Consider the following 17,228-nt stretch of genomic DNA (forward strand, 5'->3'; position numbering starts at 1 on the left):
GGGTCGCAGCAGCACGGCCGTAACGAGACCTGGGGCGAACCCTCGATAGCGTTGTGGAGCGTGCATGCACCGATTCAGTTTCACGCAAAAGCTCTGGCTGCCTCTGATCGTCAGTCTGATGGCACTCCTCGTGGTGTCCGTGTCGGCGGCATGGTTGTCCCGTCAGACTCGCATCGAAGAGCGTAAGAACGATCTGGTCAATGTCGCCCATGTAGGGCTCAGCATCGTGAAGGAATACGCGACACTTGCGCAGAGCGGCGCGCTCGCCGAGGCGGATGCCCGCAAACAGGCACTCGAGCGGCTGCGCAATATCCGCTATGGCGAAGACGGTTATTTTCTCGTCATCGATTCCAAACCGAGGATGGTCATGCATGCGATGAAACCCGCATTGAATGGAAAAGACCTCGCGGGAACCGCCGATGCCGATGGCCGCCATCATTACGTGACGTTCGCTTCGGTCGCGCAGGCGCCGAACGGTGGTTTCGTCGATTACGTGTTTCCCCATCCACACGATCCGGCCAATGCGGCGGTCGACAAGATCGGCTACGTCGTGCGATATGCGCCGTGGGACTGGATTATCGCTACGGGCGCTTATGTGGACGATATCGACGCGGCGTTCAAAGAGTCGCTCTATCTCGTGGGCGGCATATTTGCCGGACTCGCGGTACTGCTGTCGACGCTGGTCTCGTTCACTAACCGCAGCATTCAACGCACGATAGGCGGAGACCCGGCCTAGGCAGCCCAGGTGGCCGGTGAGATCACGCTGGGTAACCTCGCCATCGACATCGATACCCGCCGGACCGACGATTCCAGTCTGTTGCATGTGATGCAGCGTATGCGCGACGGGCTCGCCGACACGATTGGACAGATCAAGGACGCCGCCAGCAAGGTGGCGATGGGCGCGGGCGAGATTGCCGCGGGCAACGCCGACCTGTCCGCGCGTACCGAGAATCAGGCCGCCTCGCTCGAGCAAACCGCTGCCAGCATGGAGCAAATGACCGCGATGGTCAGACAGACGGCCGAGAACGCTCAAACGGCAAGTGAAATGACGGCGAATGCGGAGGAAGTCGTCAATCGCGGTGGCGAGATGGCCACGGCAGCGGCGTCGACCATGCAGGAGGTGTCGAGCGAATCGCACAGGATGGTGGAGATCATTTCAGTAATCGAAGGCATTGCGTTTCAGACCAATATCCTCGCGCTCAATGCCGCGGTGGAAGCGGCGCGAGCCGGAGACGAGGGGCGCGGTTTCGCTGTCGTGGCCGGCGAAGTGCGTACGCTGGCGCAGCGCAGTGCGAGTGCGGCAAAAGAAATTCGGGTTCTGATCAATCGCGCGGTGGGAAAGGTGCAGAGCGGCGTTGAACTCGTCGATAAAACCGGGCAGACAATCGAGGCTGCGCGCGATGCGATCGCGAGAGTGTCCGGGGTCGTACACGAGATCACGGCGGCCGCCAAGGAGCAAAGCGCCGGCATCAATCAGGTCAACATTGCCGTTACGCAGATGGATAGCATGACGCAGCAAAACGCCGCGCTGGTCGAACAGGCGGCAGCAGCGGCGCAGTCGTTGACGGAGCTGGCGCAACTGCTGCATGTCTCGACAGATAAATTTCATCTGCGGGAAGCGCCTGGTGGGTTAAGTCGGCCGGAGATGAAGGTTCGGACGGAAAACAGGGCGTCGCGCGGGCTGTCGGCAGTGTCATGATTGCGGCGGCACGGCACAGGACGTGCTTCGCGTGTTGGTAAACCACGCCAGCGTAAGTCCTGTGTCCTGGGCTGCACTGTGGCCGGCGCCTTCTCGGTAGAGAAGGGCTGCATGACAAACGCTCACGAGTCCGTGCCCGCAGCGCGTCGGCGTTTGTAAATGATGCGCGCAGCGATGTAAGGTTTTCCGCCGAGGTTCATCGTGCATCGTCGAGCAAGACGATGCTTGCGGGCACACAGCTTCGCAAGCAGGGAGTCATATGCGATACGAGCGGCAGATAGAACGGGGATACTACGAAGCGTTCACGCTGGCGCCACGCGACTGGGTGCCGAACAACAGCAAACTCGCCGTAGCGATCTATCGAACGGCGATACCGGGTGCAGGCGGCGATCTGGCCGCCGAATTCGAGGCGCTTTTCGAGCATAACCAGTGGCCGCCGCAATGGCGCGACGGTATCTTCGACTACCATCATTTTCATTCGACCGCGCACGAAGTGCTGGGCGTCGCGTCGGGTTCGGCCGATGTCATCATTGGCGGCCCGGGCGGAAGCGTGGCCACCCTGCATCCGGGCGATGCGCTGCTGCTGCCTGCCGGCACCGGACATTGCCTGCAGGCGTTCAACGGCAATCTGCGCGTGGTGGGCGCGTACCCGGCGGGGCAACAATGGGACATCAGGCGCGACAAGCTGACCCCGGAAGAACTCGCCGCAATGGAGTCGCTGCCGTTTCCCCCCAGCGATCCGGTGCTGGGTGAGCGTGGTCCCGTTGTCGAGCAATGGCTCGGCATGGCTTGAACCGACAGGTCTTGCGCCAGTCTCCCCGGAAGGAGCGCGACATGCCGGAGATCGCGCGGCAGAAAAGGATTTCGCGCGATGGCAACGGACGGACGCTGACCACTCAGCGGGCCACGCCACGCAAACGCTGATACCAGTTCATCAACGGCGTTGCGGAGATACCGTGCACGACCACGGAAGCGGTCACCACCGCCAGTGCGAGTGGCACGAGCGGCAGCACGTCGGCGCGCGGGCCATGCTCGAGTGCGTACGCGAGATAGTAAAACGAGCCGATCCCGCGAATCCCGAACCAGCTCATCAAGCGCCGCTGCGCGGGTGAGGCCGGTGAGCCGATCAACGACGCTTCGACGGCGAGCGGCCGCACAAGCACAAACAATACGACGATCAGCGCCGCGTTCGACCAGGTGAAGAGCGCCACAGGGAGCGACGCAAGGACGTTGCCGATGATCATCATCGTGGCCAGTTCGGCGATCCGCTCGAGTTCAACCGTGAAACCCAGCACCGATTCCGCCATGTACGCATGTGCTTTGCGCGGATGCGCGGCGGTCGCCTGGATGTCGCCCGGATCGACGGCCCCGATTGCGGCGGGCGCCGACCGCTTGCCGCTCGCGCGGTGTTCGGCCCGGCGCATCGCGACACCCGCCGCGAACACGGCGAGAAATCCGAACGTGTGGAGCAGTTGCGCAGCGCCGTAAGAAAGTGCGATCAGACCAAGCGCAAAGAAACCTTCGAGTCCAAGGGCCTGGGCGTGATGAGTGCGCAGCCAGGTGACCGCGTGGGTCGTCGTCCAGCTCAGCAGGGCGCCCACGGCTATTGCGCCGCCGATACCCCATATCGTCATGCCCAGAAAACCGAACGAAAACACCTGCTCGACGCCTGCTCGTGGGTCTGAACATAGCGCGAGGCCGGCGAGTACGAACGGTAGAGCAACACCGTCGTTCAGACCGCCTTCGCCGGAGAGCGCGAAGCGCACCCGGTCGAGATCGCCGGAATGGCGGACTTGCACATCATGCGCCAGCACTGGATCGGTCGGCGCCAGAATGGCGGCAAGCAGCAGCGCCGGTCCCCAGCCAAGCTTCAATATGCCGACGCCAGCCAGGGTCAGGAGCGGCACGGTGACGATCATCGCAAGGAATCCGAGCCGCAGCGGCAGGCTCCACATCGCGTCGAGCACCGGCACCCTCAGCCGTAAGCCGATCGCGAACAGCGACACCAGCAGCGCGATCTGCGTGAGGATGCGCAGCAGGGCGGCGTCGTGGGGAAGGGACAGCGCAAGCAGCCCGACGCCTGCCGGGCCGAGCACGAAGCCGGCAGCCAGATAAAACATCGCCGTGCTGCATGGCAGGCGCTCGAACATTGAACTCGCAATGCCCATGACGACGAAGATGCCGCCGGCGATCAGAAATGACGCTGTTTCGTGCATGCCGCTGAACCGGGGTGATCGTGTCAGCGGTACGTGCAATGCCTATGCCCGGGCTTTGTTCGAGCAACCCGAGCGTTGCAAAGCTTCTGCGAGGTGAGGTGAGGTGAGGTGAGGCGAAGCGAGGGGATAGCAGATCTACGGCTGCTCAACTGCCACCGGTGAGCACGCCGGATTCTGTCCGGTGACGACGATACATTTCGATTGTCAGCGCTTCGGCGTCGTGGGACAGAAACGTCGCCGCGCCTTCGGCCGAAGCTTCGGCGGACTCGATGACACGCGCGAACATCAATGTTTCATACTCCGAAACAGCGTCGTCCCACGATGAGTGCGCAGCCAGCAGCCGCGCAAGTTCGGCGGCGTCGAGCATCGCATTGTTCACGCCTTCGCCGCCGAATGGCGACATCACATGCGCCGCATCACCAATCAGCGTGAGGCCAGTGCGGTGCGTCCAGCAATGCCCTACAGGCAGGGCATAAATCGGCCGAACGGCAAATTGATCGTTGCTGGCGCGAAACAGATCCAGGATGCCTTCGGCGAAGCCCGAGTATTCGCGTATCAAGCCTTCCCGGACCGCTTTCGGCGACGTGAAATCGAAGCGCCGTTCCACCCAGCCGAGCGGAACGCGGAAGATCGCATAGCCGCGCAAATGCGCGTTACCGTTGCGCTGGACGATCAGCCCCTTGCCGTCGCTTTCCACGCCCATCTTGCCGCGACCGACCAGGCGCGCCAGAACGGGATGAGAGCGGTCGACGTCGTCGATGCCGAATTCGACGAAACACAGACCGCTGTATTGAGGCATGTACGGCGACAGCAGCGGCCGCACCCGTGACCATGTGCCGTCGGCGCCGATCACAAGATCGAATGGACCTTCAATGCCGGCGTCAAACAGCAGGTTCCAGCGTCCGTCGCCATTGTCCAGTACTTCGCGCAGCGGCCGGTTCCACTGAACCATGCCGTCCGGCAGGGCATCGAGCAGCATGGCGCGCAAAGCCGTGCGGTCGACTTCGGGCCGATTTCCGCTCGCGGTGTCGGGGTCCTCAAAAAGTACCTGCCCGTGTTTGTCTAGCAGACGTGTGCCTTGATCCTCATAGCGGGCGACCGCCTGGAATGCATCGGTCAAGCCGGCGCGTTGCAGTGCCAGCAGGCCGGACTCTTCGTGCAGGTCCAACGTGCCGCCTTGCGGTCGTTCGAGCGGATGCGTATCGCGCTCGAATATCGTGGCGGTAATCCCTTGAAGATGAAGCAGACGTGCAAGCGTGAGTCCCGCGGGTCCACCGCCGACAATGGCAATCCTGGGGTTTGCATTCATGAGAGATTTCATTAATATAGGTACCTATGCAATATATATAGGTGCCTATTGATATGTCAAGCGAATCGCACACCGAAGATCCGAGTCGGCCCATGAGGCTGATCGGCCAGGTGTATCGAAGCTTCGCGAGGCTGGTCGACACGCCGCTGCGTCAGTTGGGATTTGCGTATGGCCAGTTGCCCGTTCTGGTGACGCTGAAAAAAGCCGGCGCCCTGTCTCAGGCAGAGTTGGCGCGTACGACGCAGGTTGAGCAGTCCAGCATGGCTCAACTGCTGAGCCGGATGGAACGCGACGGTTTAGTCAAACGCGTGCCCGATCCGGCTGATGGCCGAAGCCGGCTCATCTCGCTGACTCCCCATGCCGCGAAGCAGATGCCCAACGGCAAGCGGGTCATGGACGAGGTTTGCGAAACAGCCTTGAGCGGCTTTACGTCCGAAGAACGAACGCAATTACTGGAGTTGTTGCTGAGAATCGACGCCAATCTGGAACGGTCGCTCATCGATAGGGATAATGGCTGATACGCAGACGTATCGGGAGAGGACGATGATAGAACGGCATAGGGTTACCACAGCGTTTGAGCTTCCGGGGCACCGGATCGAGCGGTCCTTCGGCGTCGCTCGTGGGATCGTCGTTCGGTCCCGATCCATCGTTGGCTCGCTTGGCGCATCGCTGCAGACAATTTTCGGCGGCAACATCTCGCTGTACACGTCGCTGTGTGAGCGAACGCGGCAGGATGCTTATGAACGGATGCTTGCCCAGGCCGCGGATCTGGGGGCGAACAGCATCATCGGCATGCGATACGACGCGACCGAGATTGCGAGGGGTATTACCGAGGTGCTGTGTTACGGGACCGCAGTCCATGCAACCGTGCTGGATTGAAGCGCATGTGACGAGCGAGGCTGACGGCCCCGACACGCGGTCATATTTAGCGCGCGGCGTGCCGTACCGAAGAGGCACCCGCTGCGGCCCGCATCTGGGCCAGCAGCGCTTCGCCCGACCATGACGGCCGCACGTCGCTTCGCTCGGCTTCGCGCACGAGCTCGCATAGCCGTTCGTTCACCGGCGCCGTCCGGCCAAGGCGATCAGCTAGGCGCACGACTTCGCCATTGATCCAGTCGATTTCCGTGGTGCGGCCCGCGGCCAGATCGTCGGACATCGACGAGCGCGCGAGCGGATCGATCGTCAGCATCGCGCGGCCCAGCCGTTCGAACAACGCATCAGGTAGGCCGAGAACACGCGGTAGCCAGGTGGCGGGAAGTGGCGTCACTTTGGCCGGCCGTATGTTGGCCAGCTTCAGAAGCACGAGTGCTTCTTTCTGCGCCATGCCGAGGCAGATCCGGTAGGCGCGCTGCGAGAGTTCTTCCTTCAGCGGCCGGTTGGACAGCGCGTTGATCGCGTTGTTGAGATTGAGCAGCAGCTTGGCCCACTGCACCGGCAACATGTCGGCGTGCTGGATCAGCGGCAGATCTGCATTTCTGAAATCGTCGACGAACGGCTGCAAGGCCGGCGTTTGCCGGATCTCCAGTTTCCCCGCCGAGCCCTGATGAAACGCAGCCGGGCTGCGTTCGACAACATTGAACGGCACCATCCCCTCTAGCACCGTTTGATGCGGCAGCGCCGCGCGCAGCACCTGCGCATTACCGACGCCGTTCTGGAAGCTGACGACCACGGCGCCCGGACGAAGCACGCTCGCCAGTTCCGCCGCGGCGGTGGGTGTCGCGGCGGACTTGACGGTCACCAGCACGAGGTCGGCTGCGGCTGCCTTTACTGCCTGCGTGGATACGTGGATCCGCTCTGGCGGTACGAACCAGTGTCGAGTGTCGTAGTGCGACAGGGTGATGCCTTGCTGCTGCAACAGGTCGGCCATACGGGCACGCCCGACAAAATCCACCTCGCTGCCGGCGGCAAGCAACCGTCCGCCGATATAGCAGCCAATGGACCCCGCCCCGTAGATGCAAATTTTTGCCATGTGGATTCTCGAGTGATCCGTCCAATTACAGCAGAATCGCTACAGGAAGCGAGTCGTGGCAAGTACTTTTCTCTGTCACCGGGCAGTCGATGAGTGCCGGCAATGGACGCATCGACGTCGTCAATCCGCCCCGGGTGGAGGAAGTGGCGGCGTCAGAGCTTTCTTCATTGATGGCGCCGCGTGTAGTACGTAGCTCTCGCGCTCATAGAACGCAATGGCGTCTGGCCGCGCGTCGAGAAAAATCGCGCTCATACCGCGAGCACGGGCGTCGATTTCGGCATATTCCATCAAGGATCGACCGACGCCGCTCCCTCGGCCCGCCGCATCGACCACGAGGTCATCGATATGCAGATGCGCCCCGCGCGCCAGAGTGTGAACGGGCCGCATGCCCATTACCCCGACAATCTTCCCGTCATCGAACGCGGCTACAAGCTCATAGCCCGAATGCGATTGGCGGCGGACTCGCTCTATGAATTCGGCTTCTTCAAGGGACCGAAGTTGAGTGATGACAGGGTATGCGTGCATCCATTCCGGCGGCGATAGTCTTCTAATTTCCAACTTGCTGCGGCTCTGGTCAGTCATGGCTCAAGTCGATTCTCACTCGGAAAAACCAGATTGTTGCACGGAGCATGCATAGCGAGGTTTTTTGATGGGATGGAGGACACGGAAGCAGCCGCGCGACATTGACGTTGCCTTGCGCGCTTCATCCCGGCGATATGCGATCCTGGGTAGTCGGCCTATGTAACGAAGCTGGATCTCGACAAAAGCCGTCTCACCGGGGCCACCGAAGTTTTACGCTCGAGCGCGTCACACCCCGAGCGCACGGCCGTCGCTGCGTGGATCGTGCGCGCCCGATGCGGCACCGTCCGATTCGATGCGGATCATGCCCGGGTGGCCCGCCAATGGGCTCTGCGCCGGAATGACGCTCACCTCATGTCCGCGTGCAGCGAGTTTGGCGAACACGTCGGTGCCGGCGTCCTCTTCGAGCTTCAGGGCATCGCGCGTATCGGAGAAGGTCTTGCCGAGCAGAAAGCGCGGACGGGCGAGGGCAGTGAGCGGGTCCATTCCGTAGTCGATCACGCGCGTGAGAATCGCGGCCAGCGTTTGCGGCTGACCGTCGGCGCCTTGCGTGCCAAATAACAGGTGTGGCCGGCCATGCTTCAGGTACATGCCCGGGTTGAGCGTGTGGAACGGCCGCTTGCCCGGTTGCACGACGTTGTGATGCGCGGGATTCGTGCTGAACGACGCGCCGCGATTGTGCCAGAGAATTCCTGTATCGCCTGCCACCACACCGCTGCCCCAGTCGAAGTAAACTGTTTGCAGCACGCTGACGCTGCGGCCTTCGCTATCCGTCGCGCCGATAAACACCGTGTCGCCCGGGCGGAACACATGAGGCCATGGGCGCGCTTCACGCAAGTTGATCGAGCGCGCATGCGCGTCGAGCACGGCGGGCGAAAGCATGTCGTCGACCGGCACGGCGTTGAACTCAGGATCGGACACGAAGCGGTCGCGCTCTACGAACCCGCACTTCACCGCTTCCACCAGCAAGTGGTAGTAGTCGGCCGTGCCCTCGGCGATTTGCGCGATGTCGAAACGATCGAGCATGCCCATAATCTGCAGGGTCGTCACCCCTTGCGTCGGCGGCCGCATGCTGACCAGTTCGCCGCCACGATAGGCCACACGCAGCGGCGCCTCATCGCGTGCCTGCGTTCGCGCCAGATCGTTCAACGTCAGCGGCGAACCGGCCTCGCGCAAACCCCGTGCGATCCGCTCTGCCAGCTCGCCCTCATAGAATTCGCGCGCGCCGAAGCGGGCAATCCGCTCGATGCTCTTCGCCAGCGCCGGTTGCGCGAAACGCTCGGCAATGGCAGGAATACGGCCGTGCGGTGCGAAAGTTGCCGCAAAGCCTGGCAAGGAACGCAATTCGTTCGCGCGCAGTGTGTGCCAGAAATGCTGCGAAGGCGTGACGGGAAACCCCTCCGCTGCATAGCCGAGCGCGCGATCGAACAGCGATGCCCACGATTGCTGCCCGCCCCATGAGGTCCGGCTGATTTGATAAGCCTGATGCCACGTGTCGACGGTTGCCGCCGTGGTGATCGCTGACGCAGCGCCGCGCAAAGGAATGGCGCCGCCGTACGGCGGCAGTTGCGCCGCGGCCTGGCCGATGCCCGATACCGTGCGCAACATGCGTTGCCGGTCGCCGATCACCCAGAATGCGTCGCCGCCGAGTCCCGTGAAATGCGGATAGGTCACGCACAGCGCCGCGCCGATGGCAATCGCGGCTTCGATCGCGTTGCCGCCCGCACGCAGTACGTCCAGACCCGCGGCGCTAGCAGCGGCGTGCGGGCTGGTGACCATGCCACGCGTGCTGCTGGCGAGTTTCAGATTGTGCATCAATGTTCCGCTACTGAAGATTCGCCAAGGTGCGCTGCGAGTATAGATCGCGCGCGAGGGCAAGCAACCCGCGGTCGCTGCCGCGCGCGCCGATGAGCGACAGCGCAAGCGGACGGTCGATTTCGTCGGTGAAGGGGAGCGTGATTTGCGGCAGGCCGCCAATCGCCGCGATCGAGTTCATCGTGAGCGCATCGTCATAGAAGCGGCCGATTGCGGCGCCCGATACGTCTTTCGGCAACAGCGCAACGGGCGTGGTCGGCATGAGCAGCACGGCATCGGGCGCTAACATCGCGTCGAGCACGCGGCGTAGTTCGTATTGCACGGCGCGCCATTGCACAGCCCGCTTTCGATCGAGCGTCTCCAGCCGCGCAAAGCGGGCCGCAATGGAGGGGCCGAAACGCGGCCGCGCCGAACGGATCCAGTCGCCGAGCGAGGCGTCGATTTCAAGGTCCTGTACGGCCTGATAACACGCGAGCCAACTCGCCTCGTTCCCCGCGAACAGCTCGAGCGACGTGTGCGCGCCTAACGATTCAGCTAGCGCGTCAAGGCGTAAAGCATCGTCGGGCTCGTTGCGCGCACGCGCGGCGAACGCCTCGGCGATACGAACCAGGCGCGTCGGCTGCCCGGACGGGAAAGCAGACGGAGGCGCTTGCGGCAGCAGTATGTCACCCACCGCGGCAAGCACATCGATTGATCGCGCGAACCAGCCGACCGTGTCGAAACATGGCGCGAACGGCAACACACCCTCAAGCGAAATCGCATCGTGACTCGGTCGCATGCCCGACAATCCGCAGAACGCAGCGGGAACGCGCACCGAGCCGCCGGTATCGGTGCCTAACGCAAAGTCCACCTCACCGCCGGCCACTGCCGACGCGGAGCCGCTCGACGAGCCGCCCGGCAACGCATGCGGCCAACGCGGATTGAGCGGCGTGCCGTCATGATGGTTCGCGCCTTCCAGGCTATAGGCGAGTTCGTCGGTAATCGTCTTGCCGTCGAGCGTCGCGCCGGCCGCCAGCAGCGCGTCGACACAAGGCGCATGACAACGCGCCGGCTCGTGGCTTCGCCGCCAATCGGGATTGCCGCCACCTGTCGTCACGCCCGCGACGTCGATCAGGTCCTTCACCGCAAAGCGCAGACCGTCGAGTGGCCCGGTCGCCGTCGCAGCCACCCGTACGCGAGGGCCAGGGATAAATGCACTCATGCGGCTTCCGCCAGGGCATCGACGATACGCGTCGAATCGGTGACGAAGCCAAAGCACTTCTTCACGTTCCAGACGGTGGCCTCCGTGCAGAACGCCGGCGACGACGTCGCGCAGCAGTCTTCCACCAGCACGCAGCCATAGCCGAGAAAGTTGGCGTCAGTCAGCGAATGCAGCACGCACTGATCGGTGTTCACACCCGCGAACATCACCGTGCGAATGCCGAGATTGCGCAGGATGCTGTCGAGCGGCGTGTCCCAGAAACCGCTGATGCGGTACTTGTCCACGCAGATGTCCTCGGGCAGGGGCTTGAGTTCGTCGACTACCGCGGCCGCCCAGGAATCCTTTTCAAGCACATGCGCGCCGTTGCTCGCGAGCGGTTCGCCGAGGCCCGTGCCGGTTCCGGTCGGTTTATATAGATGCAACTGGTTCGGCGGCATGTTGGCGAGGTCGGGCCGGTTTCCCCAGTTGACCCAGATAACCGGCACGCCGCGGTCACGCAGCGCCGGCAGCAGGCGCTGCAATGGTGCAATCGGTGCGCGGTCAACCTCGAAATCTCCCCCAATCTGGGCAACCCACCCTCCGTTGGTGCAGAAATCATTCTGCATGTCGATCACGACGATCGCCGTGCTACGCAGGTCGATGCGCACATTTTGCGGTTCGCACGACAGTGTCGCGACGATTGGTTCGGGCAGAGGTAACGACATGTCGACCAGTTTCTCGCTGGCACTCCAGCGATAGCGGCCGTCGCGGCCCAGCTGGCCGGAAACGCTTGTGCCATATGCGTCGTGCTGTTTCATCGGAGGTTCTCCATCGTGTCTGAATCGCCATAAAAAGGGTGCTGCCAGAACCTTGCCGCACGGTGCGGCTGCGCTGAACAATCCGCTGTTTCGAGCAGATCGGAACGAAGTCCGGCGCCGCTCAAAAGCACGGCATGGCATCGAAGTTGCATCTGTTTCGTTCATGAATAACCTACTTACCGAAACCAAACGCAAGAGGAATGCCAGAATGTCGATCAGCAGATTCAAAACCCTCGCCACCTGCGTCGTGGCGCTCGCCGTATCCACCACCGCGGTTCATGCCTTCGCTGCCGATCCGTTACGGGTCGGCGTGCTGATTCCCGGCTCGAAATCGGACAAGGGCTGGATGGAGTCCGGCTATGACGGGCTCGTTGCCGCGCAGAAGGAACTGGGTCCGAAGCTCAAGACGCAGATGATCGAAAACATCAATTACGCCGACATGGAGCAGGCGCTGACCAACCTCGCGTCGAAGAACCAGTTGGTGATCGGCGTGGGCGGGCAGACCCAGGCGTCGGTGCTGAAGATCGCCAGGCGCTTCCCCAATGTGAAGTTCGCGATCGTCGGCGGCAACAAGGGGCAGGACATGCCGCCGAACGTGGCCGGCTATGACGTCAAGCAGGCGGAAATCGCATACGTCGCCGGCGCGGCCGCGGCGATGCTGTCGAAGAACGGCGCGGTCAGCTACGTGGGCGGCATGGAGATTCCGTCAATCGTCAACGCCGGCAAGGAGTTCGGCAACGGCGCGCGCTCGATCAATCCGAAGATCAAGTACTTCGAGAGCTACACGGGCGATTTCGATAACGTCTCGAAGGCGAAGGAAGCGACACTCGCGGCCATCTCCCAGGGCGCGGACGTTCACTATCACATCCTCAATCTCGGCTTGCGCGGCATGGAGCAGGCAGCCAACGAAAAGCACACACATGTGATCGGCAGCTACACCGACCGCTGCGGCACGGACCCGCTGTATATCGCGTATTCGATTACCGGCGTCGGCTATCAGGTTCAGTATGCAATCGACCAGATGGCGGCTGGCACGTGGCAACCGGGCTATAAGGCGTTCGGCCTGGCAATGGGGCCGAAAGCGTCGGGCATGGTGGTTTGCAAACCGACGCCGGAGATGTCGACGAAGATCAGGCAGATCGAACAGGACATCGAGAGCGGCAAGATCAAGGTCTCGGAAGGCTGAGATGGACGTCACTCCAGCTTCTGCCGCTCGCGCAACGGCGTTGGCCGGTGAGGGCGCCACGGCCCACGCGAGTCACGACGCGCCGCGCACCGCGGTCCTGCGCATGGACGGCATCGACAAGCGCTTCGGCCAGTTTCAGGCGCTGAGCGACGTCTCGCTCGAACTCTTCGCGGGCGAAGTGCATTGCCTGCTGGGCGAGAACGGCGCCGGCAAATCGACACTGTGCAATGTGGTGTTCGGCGTGCATCAGCCCGATGCGGGCTCCATGTGGTTGGACGGCGCGCCGTATCGGCCTCACAGTCCGCGCGACGCCCTTGCGCACGGCATCGCGATGGTGCATCAGCATTTCAGTCTCGTCGAAGACGTGAGCGTGCTCGACAACCTGCTGCTCGGCCAGGTCCGCGGCTGGCTCGACCGCAAACGCGAGGCGCAACGGGTGCGCGCGCTGGTGGCGGATCTGGGTCTGGCACTCGATCCCGATGCGCGGGTCGCGGATCTGTCGGTCGGCGAAAAACAGCGCGTCGAGATCGTCAAGTGTCTGATCCGTGAGCCTCGGCTTCTCGTGCTGGACGAGCCGACCGCCGTGCTGCTGCCGGCTGAAATCGATGCGTTGCTCGACACCTGTGCGCGGGTTGTCGCGCGCGGTTGCGCGGTTGTACTGGTGACGCACAAGCTGGCGGAGATCCGTCGAATCGCAAGCCGTGCGACGGTGCTGCAAAGTGGCCGGGTGGTCGCCCGTTCGAGCACGCCGTCAGCCGATGTCGATACGCTCGTGCGGGCCATGATTCAACGGCCGGGGACTGAGGAACACGGCACTGGGCACAGCGCGAATCAAACTGCGAGCCCCGCGCCGCTGAAAAGCCGCAGCGCGTCACCCTACGGCCGGCCGCTCGCCGATGAAGCCTTGCAGATCGACGGTCTTACGGTGCGCGATGCCAGCGGCGTCACGCGCCTTGAAGACTGCACGCTGGTGGTCAACCGCAGCGAGATCGTCGGCATCGCCGGCGTGGAGGGCAATGGTCAGAGCGAACTCGGTGCGGTGCTGGCCGGCTTGCAGCGCGCGAGTGCCGGGCGCTTTTTCGTGCAGGGCAAAGATTGCACACAGGCTGCGCCGCAGACGTTGACGAAGGCGGGTGTCGGCGTGGTGCCGGAGGACCGGCACGCGGTTGGTTGTGTGCCCGACATGAGTCTGACGGAAAACCTCTTTCTCAACCGCCTCGACGATTACACGCGACGCGGCTTCATGCGCCGGCGCGCGATGCGGCGCGACGCCCGCGCGCTGATGCAGCGTTTCGATGTGCGTGCCGCGAGTCCCGATGTCGCGTTTCGCGGCCTGTCGGGCGGCAATCAGCAAAAAGCGGTGCTGGCGCGCGAGCTCACGCTCGAAGGGCTCGCCGTGCTGGTGGCGGCGCAGCCCACGCGAGGCCTCGACGTCGGAGCGGTCGCGGCGGTGTATGAGCACATTCGCGCCGCGCGCGACCGGGGCGTGGGCGTGTTACTGATCTCGTCCGAACTCGACGAGCTGATGGCGGTGGCCGACCGCGTCCTCGTCATGTATCGCGGCCGCATCATGGGCACCTGCGTGCCGGATGCGTCGCAAGTCAATCTTCAACGCGAGCGCATTGGCGCATGGATGGCAGGCCAGACAGCATGACTCCCACGACCTCTTCAACCTCTTCAACCTCGTCGACTTCTTTGTCTCTGGTCTCATGGCACGGTTCGCGGCGCGTGCGAACCGCGGCCGTGCTGGGAGGTGCCGCGCTCTTCGCGGTTGCAGCGGCGCTCGCGCTGATCGCAATCGTTCACGTGCCGCTCGGCGACGCGCTCGCCGCTTTCGCCGACGGCGCGTGGGGCTCGCCTTACGCGATCGGCGCATCGATCAATCGCAGCCTCGTGTTCGCGCTGGTCGGCAGCGGCTTCGTGCTGGCGAACCGCGCGCAGCTGACTAACGTCGGCGGTGAAGGGCAGATCGCGATGGGTGGCATCGCCGCCACTGCGGTCAGCCTCTATGGGCACGTCGCGCACTTGCCGCTCGGCATGTCGTTCATCATGCCGATGCTGGCGGCCGCGCTGGCCGGCGCGGCATGGGGCGCGATTCCGGGCTGGCTGAAAGCGCGCGCCGGCACCAGCGAGGTGATCAGCACCTTGCTGCTGACGTTCATTGCGGTGTGGTTTCTCTACTGGTGCGTGCAATCCGAAGCGCTGCTGCGCCAGCCGATGACCAACGCAGCCACGCTGCCCGAGTCGCTGGATATTCCCGACTCGACCAAACTTCCGCTGCTGTCGAGTGCAAGCTCCACGGGGCTGCATATCGGTTTGCCGATCACGCTCGTGCTGTGCATCGTAGTGGCGCTGGTGCTGGTGTATAGCCGCTTCGGCATGTATCTGCGCGCGGTCGGCCTGAACGCACTGGCGGCGCGCCGCGCCGGCATGCCGATCACGTCGACCATCGTCGGCGCGCTGGCATTGGCCGGTGCGCTCGGCGGTCTCGCTGGCGCACTGATGCTGCAAGGCGATCAATATTCGCTGAAAGCCGGCTTCTCGTCGGGCTATGGTTTTGACGGTCTCGTGGTCGGCTTGCTCGCGCGCGGCTCGATAACCGGCGTGTGCGCGGCGGCGTTGCTGTTCGGCTTTCTGCGCTCGGGCGGCATCAATATGGAAATGGTCGCATCCGTGCCGTCCGCGCTGGTGCTGGTGGTGCAGGGCGTCGTGATCGTCGCGCTGGCCGGCGGATCGCTGTGGCTCGAGCCGCAAGGAGCACGTCGATGAACGCGGAATTCGTAGCGGTTTTCGTCGGCTCCTCGATCCGGTTTGCCGCCCCGCTGATGCTGGCTTCGACCGGTGAACTGATCAGCGAACGGGCCGGCGTGCTCAACATGAGCGTGGAAGGCATGATGCTGTCGGGCGCATTTCTCGGCGCGGCGGGCGCATGGGCGACCGGCAATGCGGCGCTGGGTCTGGCGATCGGCATGCTCGGCGTGCTGCCGATCGCTTTGCTGCAAGCGTTCCTGAGCGTGACGTTGCGCGCCAATCAGATCGTCACGGGCATCGGCATCAACATCCTGGCGCTCGGCGCGACGACGCTCGCTTATCGCGAACTGTTCGGCGAACGCTCGAGCGCGGTGATTCCCGGCCTCGCGCGCTGGTCGCCGCCCGGTTTAGGTGCGATTCCGGTGATCGGCGAGCCCGTGTTCCATCAGGTGTGGCTCGTCTATCTCGGCCTCGCGATTCTGCTGGCAACCTCGCTCGTGATGCGGCGGACCGCGCTCGGTGTGGCGCTGCATGCGGTGGGCGCCGCGCCGAGGTCGGTCGATCAGTCGGGGCTGTCGGTGACACGGCTGCGTTATGGCGCCGTGCTGTTTTCAGGCGTTATGTCGGGTGCTGCGGGTTGTTTCATTTCGATCGGCGACATTCACACCTTCACCGAAGGGATGACTGGTGGCGCTGGCTACCTCGCAATCGCGGCGATCATCTTCGGCAACTGGAAGATCGGCCGCACAGTCGGTGCGTGTTTGCTGTTCGGCGCCGCGAGCGCGTTGCAGTTTCAGTTGCCCTTGATCGGTGTGCATGTGCCGACCGCGCTGCTGGCGATGCTGCCTTATCTGCTTGCGCTGATCGCGGTGGCGGGGCTGATCGGCCGGCAAACCGCGCCGCTTGCGCTAACCCAGCCGTTCCGGCGCTGACGCCGCGCTTACAATCCCGTGAAGTTACGCAACCCTGACGCATCCTCTTGACGCAACCCAGCCACCGCCAGGCTTTTCACCGATATGAAACGTGCTTCCGCCCGATCGACCTCCGCTGCATCGGCCATGCCCACGACCCAGCGTCAGAAGCTTGCCGCGGCGACCCGTCAACGCATCTTCAAGATTGCGATCGCCGAGTTTTCCGACAAGGGGCTAAGCGGCGCGCGCGTGGAGACGATTGCGAGCCGCTCGAAGGTCAACATCCGGATGATTTACCACTACTTCGGCGGCAAGGAGGCGCTTTATCTGGAGGTGCTCGAGTTCGTGCTGGGGCGCCTGCGGGAAGCCGAACTCAAACTCAAGCTCGATGTCGACCAGATCGAGCCCGTCACGGCCATCGTGCAGCTTTACGATTTCATCGAGGGGCACTTCGCGACCCATCCCGAACTGTCGAAGCTCCTGTCGTTCGAAAATCTGAACCGCGCCCGGGTGATGAAGCGTTCGAGCGCGATTCCCGAAATGTCATCGCCGGTGTTGAGCCTGCTGCGTACGGTGATCGCGCGTGGCGAAGACGACGGCTCGTTGCGCAAGGGCATGGACCCGCTTCATCTGTATGTCGCTCTGGTGAGTCTGTGTTCGTTTCACAAGTCGAACGCTTTTACGTTGTCGCGAATTTTCAACACCGACATGCTCGCCACGCAGTGGCAGGAAGATCACAAGGCGCAGGCACATGAGATGGTGCGCGCGTTTGTCGCTGCTGGTGCGACGTAACGC

At 63.3% G+C, this 17,228-nt stretch carries 15 protein-coding genes and 1 pseudogene; 9 read left to right on the forward strand and 7 right to left on the reverse strand.

Translation table 11 applies throughout. The features are described 5' to 3' along the window. Nucleotides 1-64 precede the first annotated feature (64 nt). Both HWX91_RS07150 and HWX91_RS07155 read left to right on the forward strand, forming a co-directional pair. Nucleotides 65-1,699 (forward strand): annotated as a pseudogene (locus tag HWX91_RS07150) (methyl-accepting chemotaxis protein). Between the two features lie 259 nt (nt 1,700-1,958). Then, a complete protein-coding gene (locus HWX91_RS07155) occupies nt 1,959-2,492 on the forward strand; it encodes a cupin domain-containing protein (protein ID WP_042273883.1) in 534 nt (177 codons plus the stop codon). Between the two features lie 103 nt (nt 2,493-2,595). Here HWX91_RS07155 and HWX91_RS07160 read toward each other — a convergent pair whose 3' ends face one another. Together HWX91_RS07160 and HWX91_RS07165 are read right to left on the reverse strand one after the other, a co-directional pair. Beyond that, nucleotides 2,596-3,915: a cation:proton antiporter gene (locus HWX91_RS07160; protein ID WP_028194457.1), complete on the reverse strand. Its 1,320-nt coding sequence runs from the start codon at nt 3,913-3,915 to the stop codon at nt 2,596-2,598. 145 nt (nt 3,916-4,060) lie between these two features. After that, complete coding sequence (locus HWX91_RS07165; RefSeq protein ID WP_028194458.1) at nt 4,061-5,224, reverse strand: FAD-dependent oxidoreductase; 1,164 nt, start codon at nt 5,222-5,224, stop codon at nt 4,061-4,063. A 92-nt stretch (nt 5,225-5,316) separates the two neighbouring features. On the opposite strand from HWX91_RS07165, the gene HWX91_RS07170 reads away from it, so the two are divergent. Then, complete coding sequence (locus HWX91_RS07170; RefSeq protein WP_244144017.1) at nt 5,317-5,742, forward strand: MarR family winged helix-turn-helix transcriptional regulator; 426 nt, start codon at nt 5,317-5,319, stop codon at nt 5,740-5,742. 25 nt (nt 5,743-5,767) lie between these two features. Further along, a complete protein-coding gene (locus HWX91_RS07175; protein WP_028194460.1) occupies nt 5,768-6,103 on the forward strand; it encodes a YbjQ family protein in 336 nt (111 codons plus the stop codon). A gap of 46 nt (nt 6,104-6,149) precedes the next feature. Here the strand turns inward: HWX91_RS07175 and HWX91_RS07180 are convergent, their stop codons facing one another. From HWX91_RS07180 to HWX91_RS07200, 5 genes are all read right to left on the reverse strand, one after another. Continuing rightward, nucleotides 6,150-7,193: a 2-dehydropantoate 2-reductase gene (locus HWX91_RS07180; RefSeq protein ID WP_028194461.1), complete on the reverse strand. Its 1,044-nt coding sequence runs from the start codon at nt 7,191-7,193 to the stop codon at nt 6,150-6,152. A gap of 120 nt (nt 7,194-7,313) precedes the next feature. Continuing rightward, entirely contained in the window at nt 7,314-7,775 is a 462-nt protein-coding gene (locus tag HWX91_RS07185) for a GNAT family N-acetyltransferase (protein ID WP_042273886.1), read from the reverse strand. A gap of 225 nt (nt 7,776-8,000) precedes the next feature. Beyond that, nucleotides 8,001-9,587, reverse strand: a complete 1,587-nt coding sequence (locus tag HWX91_RS07190) for a gamma-glutamyltransferase family protein (RefSeq protein WP_028194463.1) — start codon at nt 9,585-9,587, stop codon at nt 8,001-8,003. Between the two features lie 10 nt (nt 9,588-9,597). Next, nucleotides 9,598-10,788, reverse strand: a complete 1,191-nt coding sequence (locus HWX91_RS07195) for an amidase (protein WP_028194464.1) — start codon at nt 10,786-10,788, stop codon at nt 9,598-9,600. Further along, on the reverse strand, nt 10,785-11,585 hold the full coding sequence (locus tag HWX91_RS07200) for a cysteine hydrolase family protein (protein WP_028194465.1): 801 nt from the start codon (nt 11,583-11,585) through the stop codon (nt 10,785-10,787). Before HWX91_RS07200 ends, HWX91_RS07195 begins: the two co-directional genes overlap by 4 nt. Nucleotides 11,586-11,793: 208 nt before the next feature. Between HWX91_RS07200 and HWX91_RS07205 the strand changes: the two genes are divergently transcribed. From HWX91_RS07205 to HWX91_RS07225, 5 genes are all read left to right on the forward strand, one after another. After that, nucleotides 11,794-12,771, forward strand: coding sequence for a BMP family protein (locus HWX91_RS07205; protein WP_028194466.1), 978 nt, complete (start codon nt 11,794-11,796; stop codon nt 12,769-12,771). A gap of 1 nt (nt 12,772) precedes the next feature. Beyond that, nucleotides 12,773-14,425 carry an ABC transporter ATP-binding protein gene (locus HWX91_RS07210; RefSeq protein ID WP_028194467.1) on the forward strand — a complete coding sequence of 551 codons (1,653 nt, stop codon included), beginning with the start codon at nt 12,773-12,775 and terminating at the stop codon, nt 14,423-14,425. Continuing rightward, nucleotides 14,422-15,540 carry an ABC transporter permease gene (locus tag HWX91_RS07215; RefSeq protein ID WP_028194468.1) on the forward strand — a complete coding sequence of 373 codons (1,119 nt, stop codon included), beginning with the start codon at nt 14,422-14,424 and terminating at the stop codon, nt 15,538-15,540. The genes HWX91_RS07210 and HWX91_RS07215 overlap by 4 nt, the downstream gene beginning before the upstream one ends. Then, nucleotides 15,537-16,454 (forward strand): ABC transporter permease, encoded by a 918-nt coding sequence (locus HWX91_RS07220; RefSeq protein WP_028194469.1) that lies wholly within the window; start codon nt 15,537-15,539, stop codon nt 16,452-16,454. Before HWX91_RS07215 ends, HWX91_RS07220 begins: the two co-directional genes overlap by 4 nt. A gap of 84 nt (nt 16,455-16,538) precedes the next feature. Then, a complete protein-coding gene (locus HWX91_RS07225) occupies nt 16,539-17,225 on the forward strand; it encodes a TetR/AcrR family transcriptional regulator (protein WP_028194470.1) in 687 nt (228 codons plus the stop codon). Nucleotides 17,226-17,228: the final 3 nt, after the last annotated feature.

Source organism: Paraburkholderia fungorum, assembly GCF_902833645.1.
Taxonomy (GTDB): domain Bacteria; phylum Pseudomonadota; class Gammaproteobacteria; order Burkholderiales; family Burkholderiaceae; genus Paraburkholderia; species Paraburkholderia fungorum.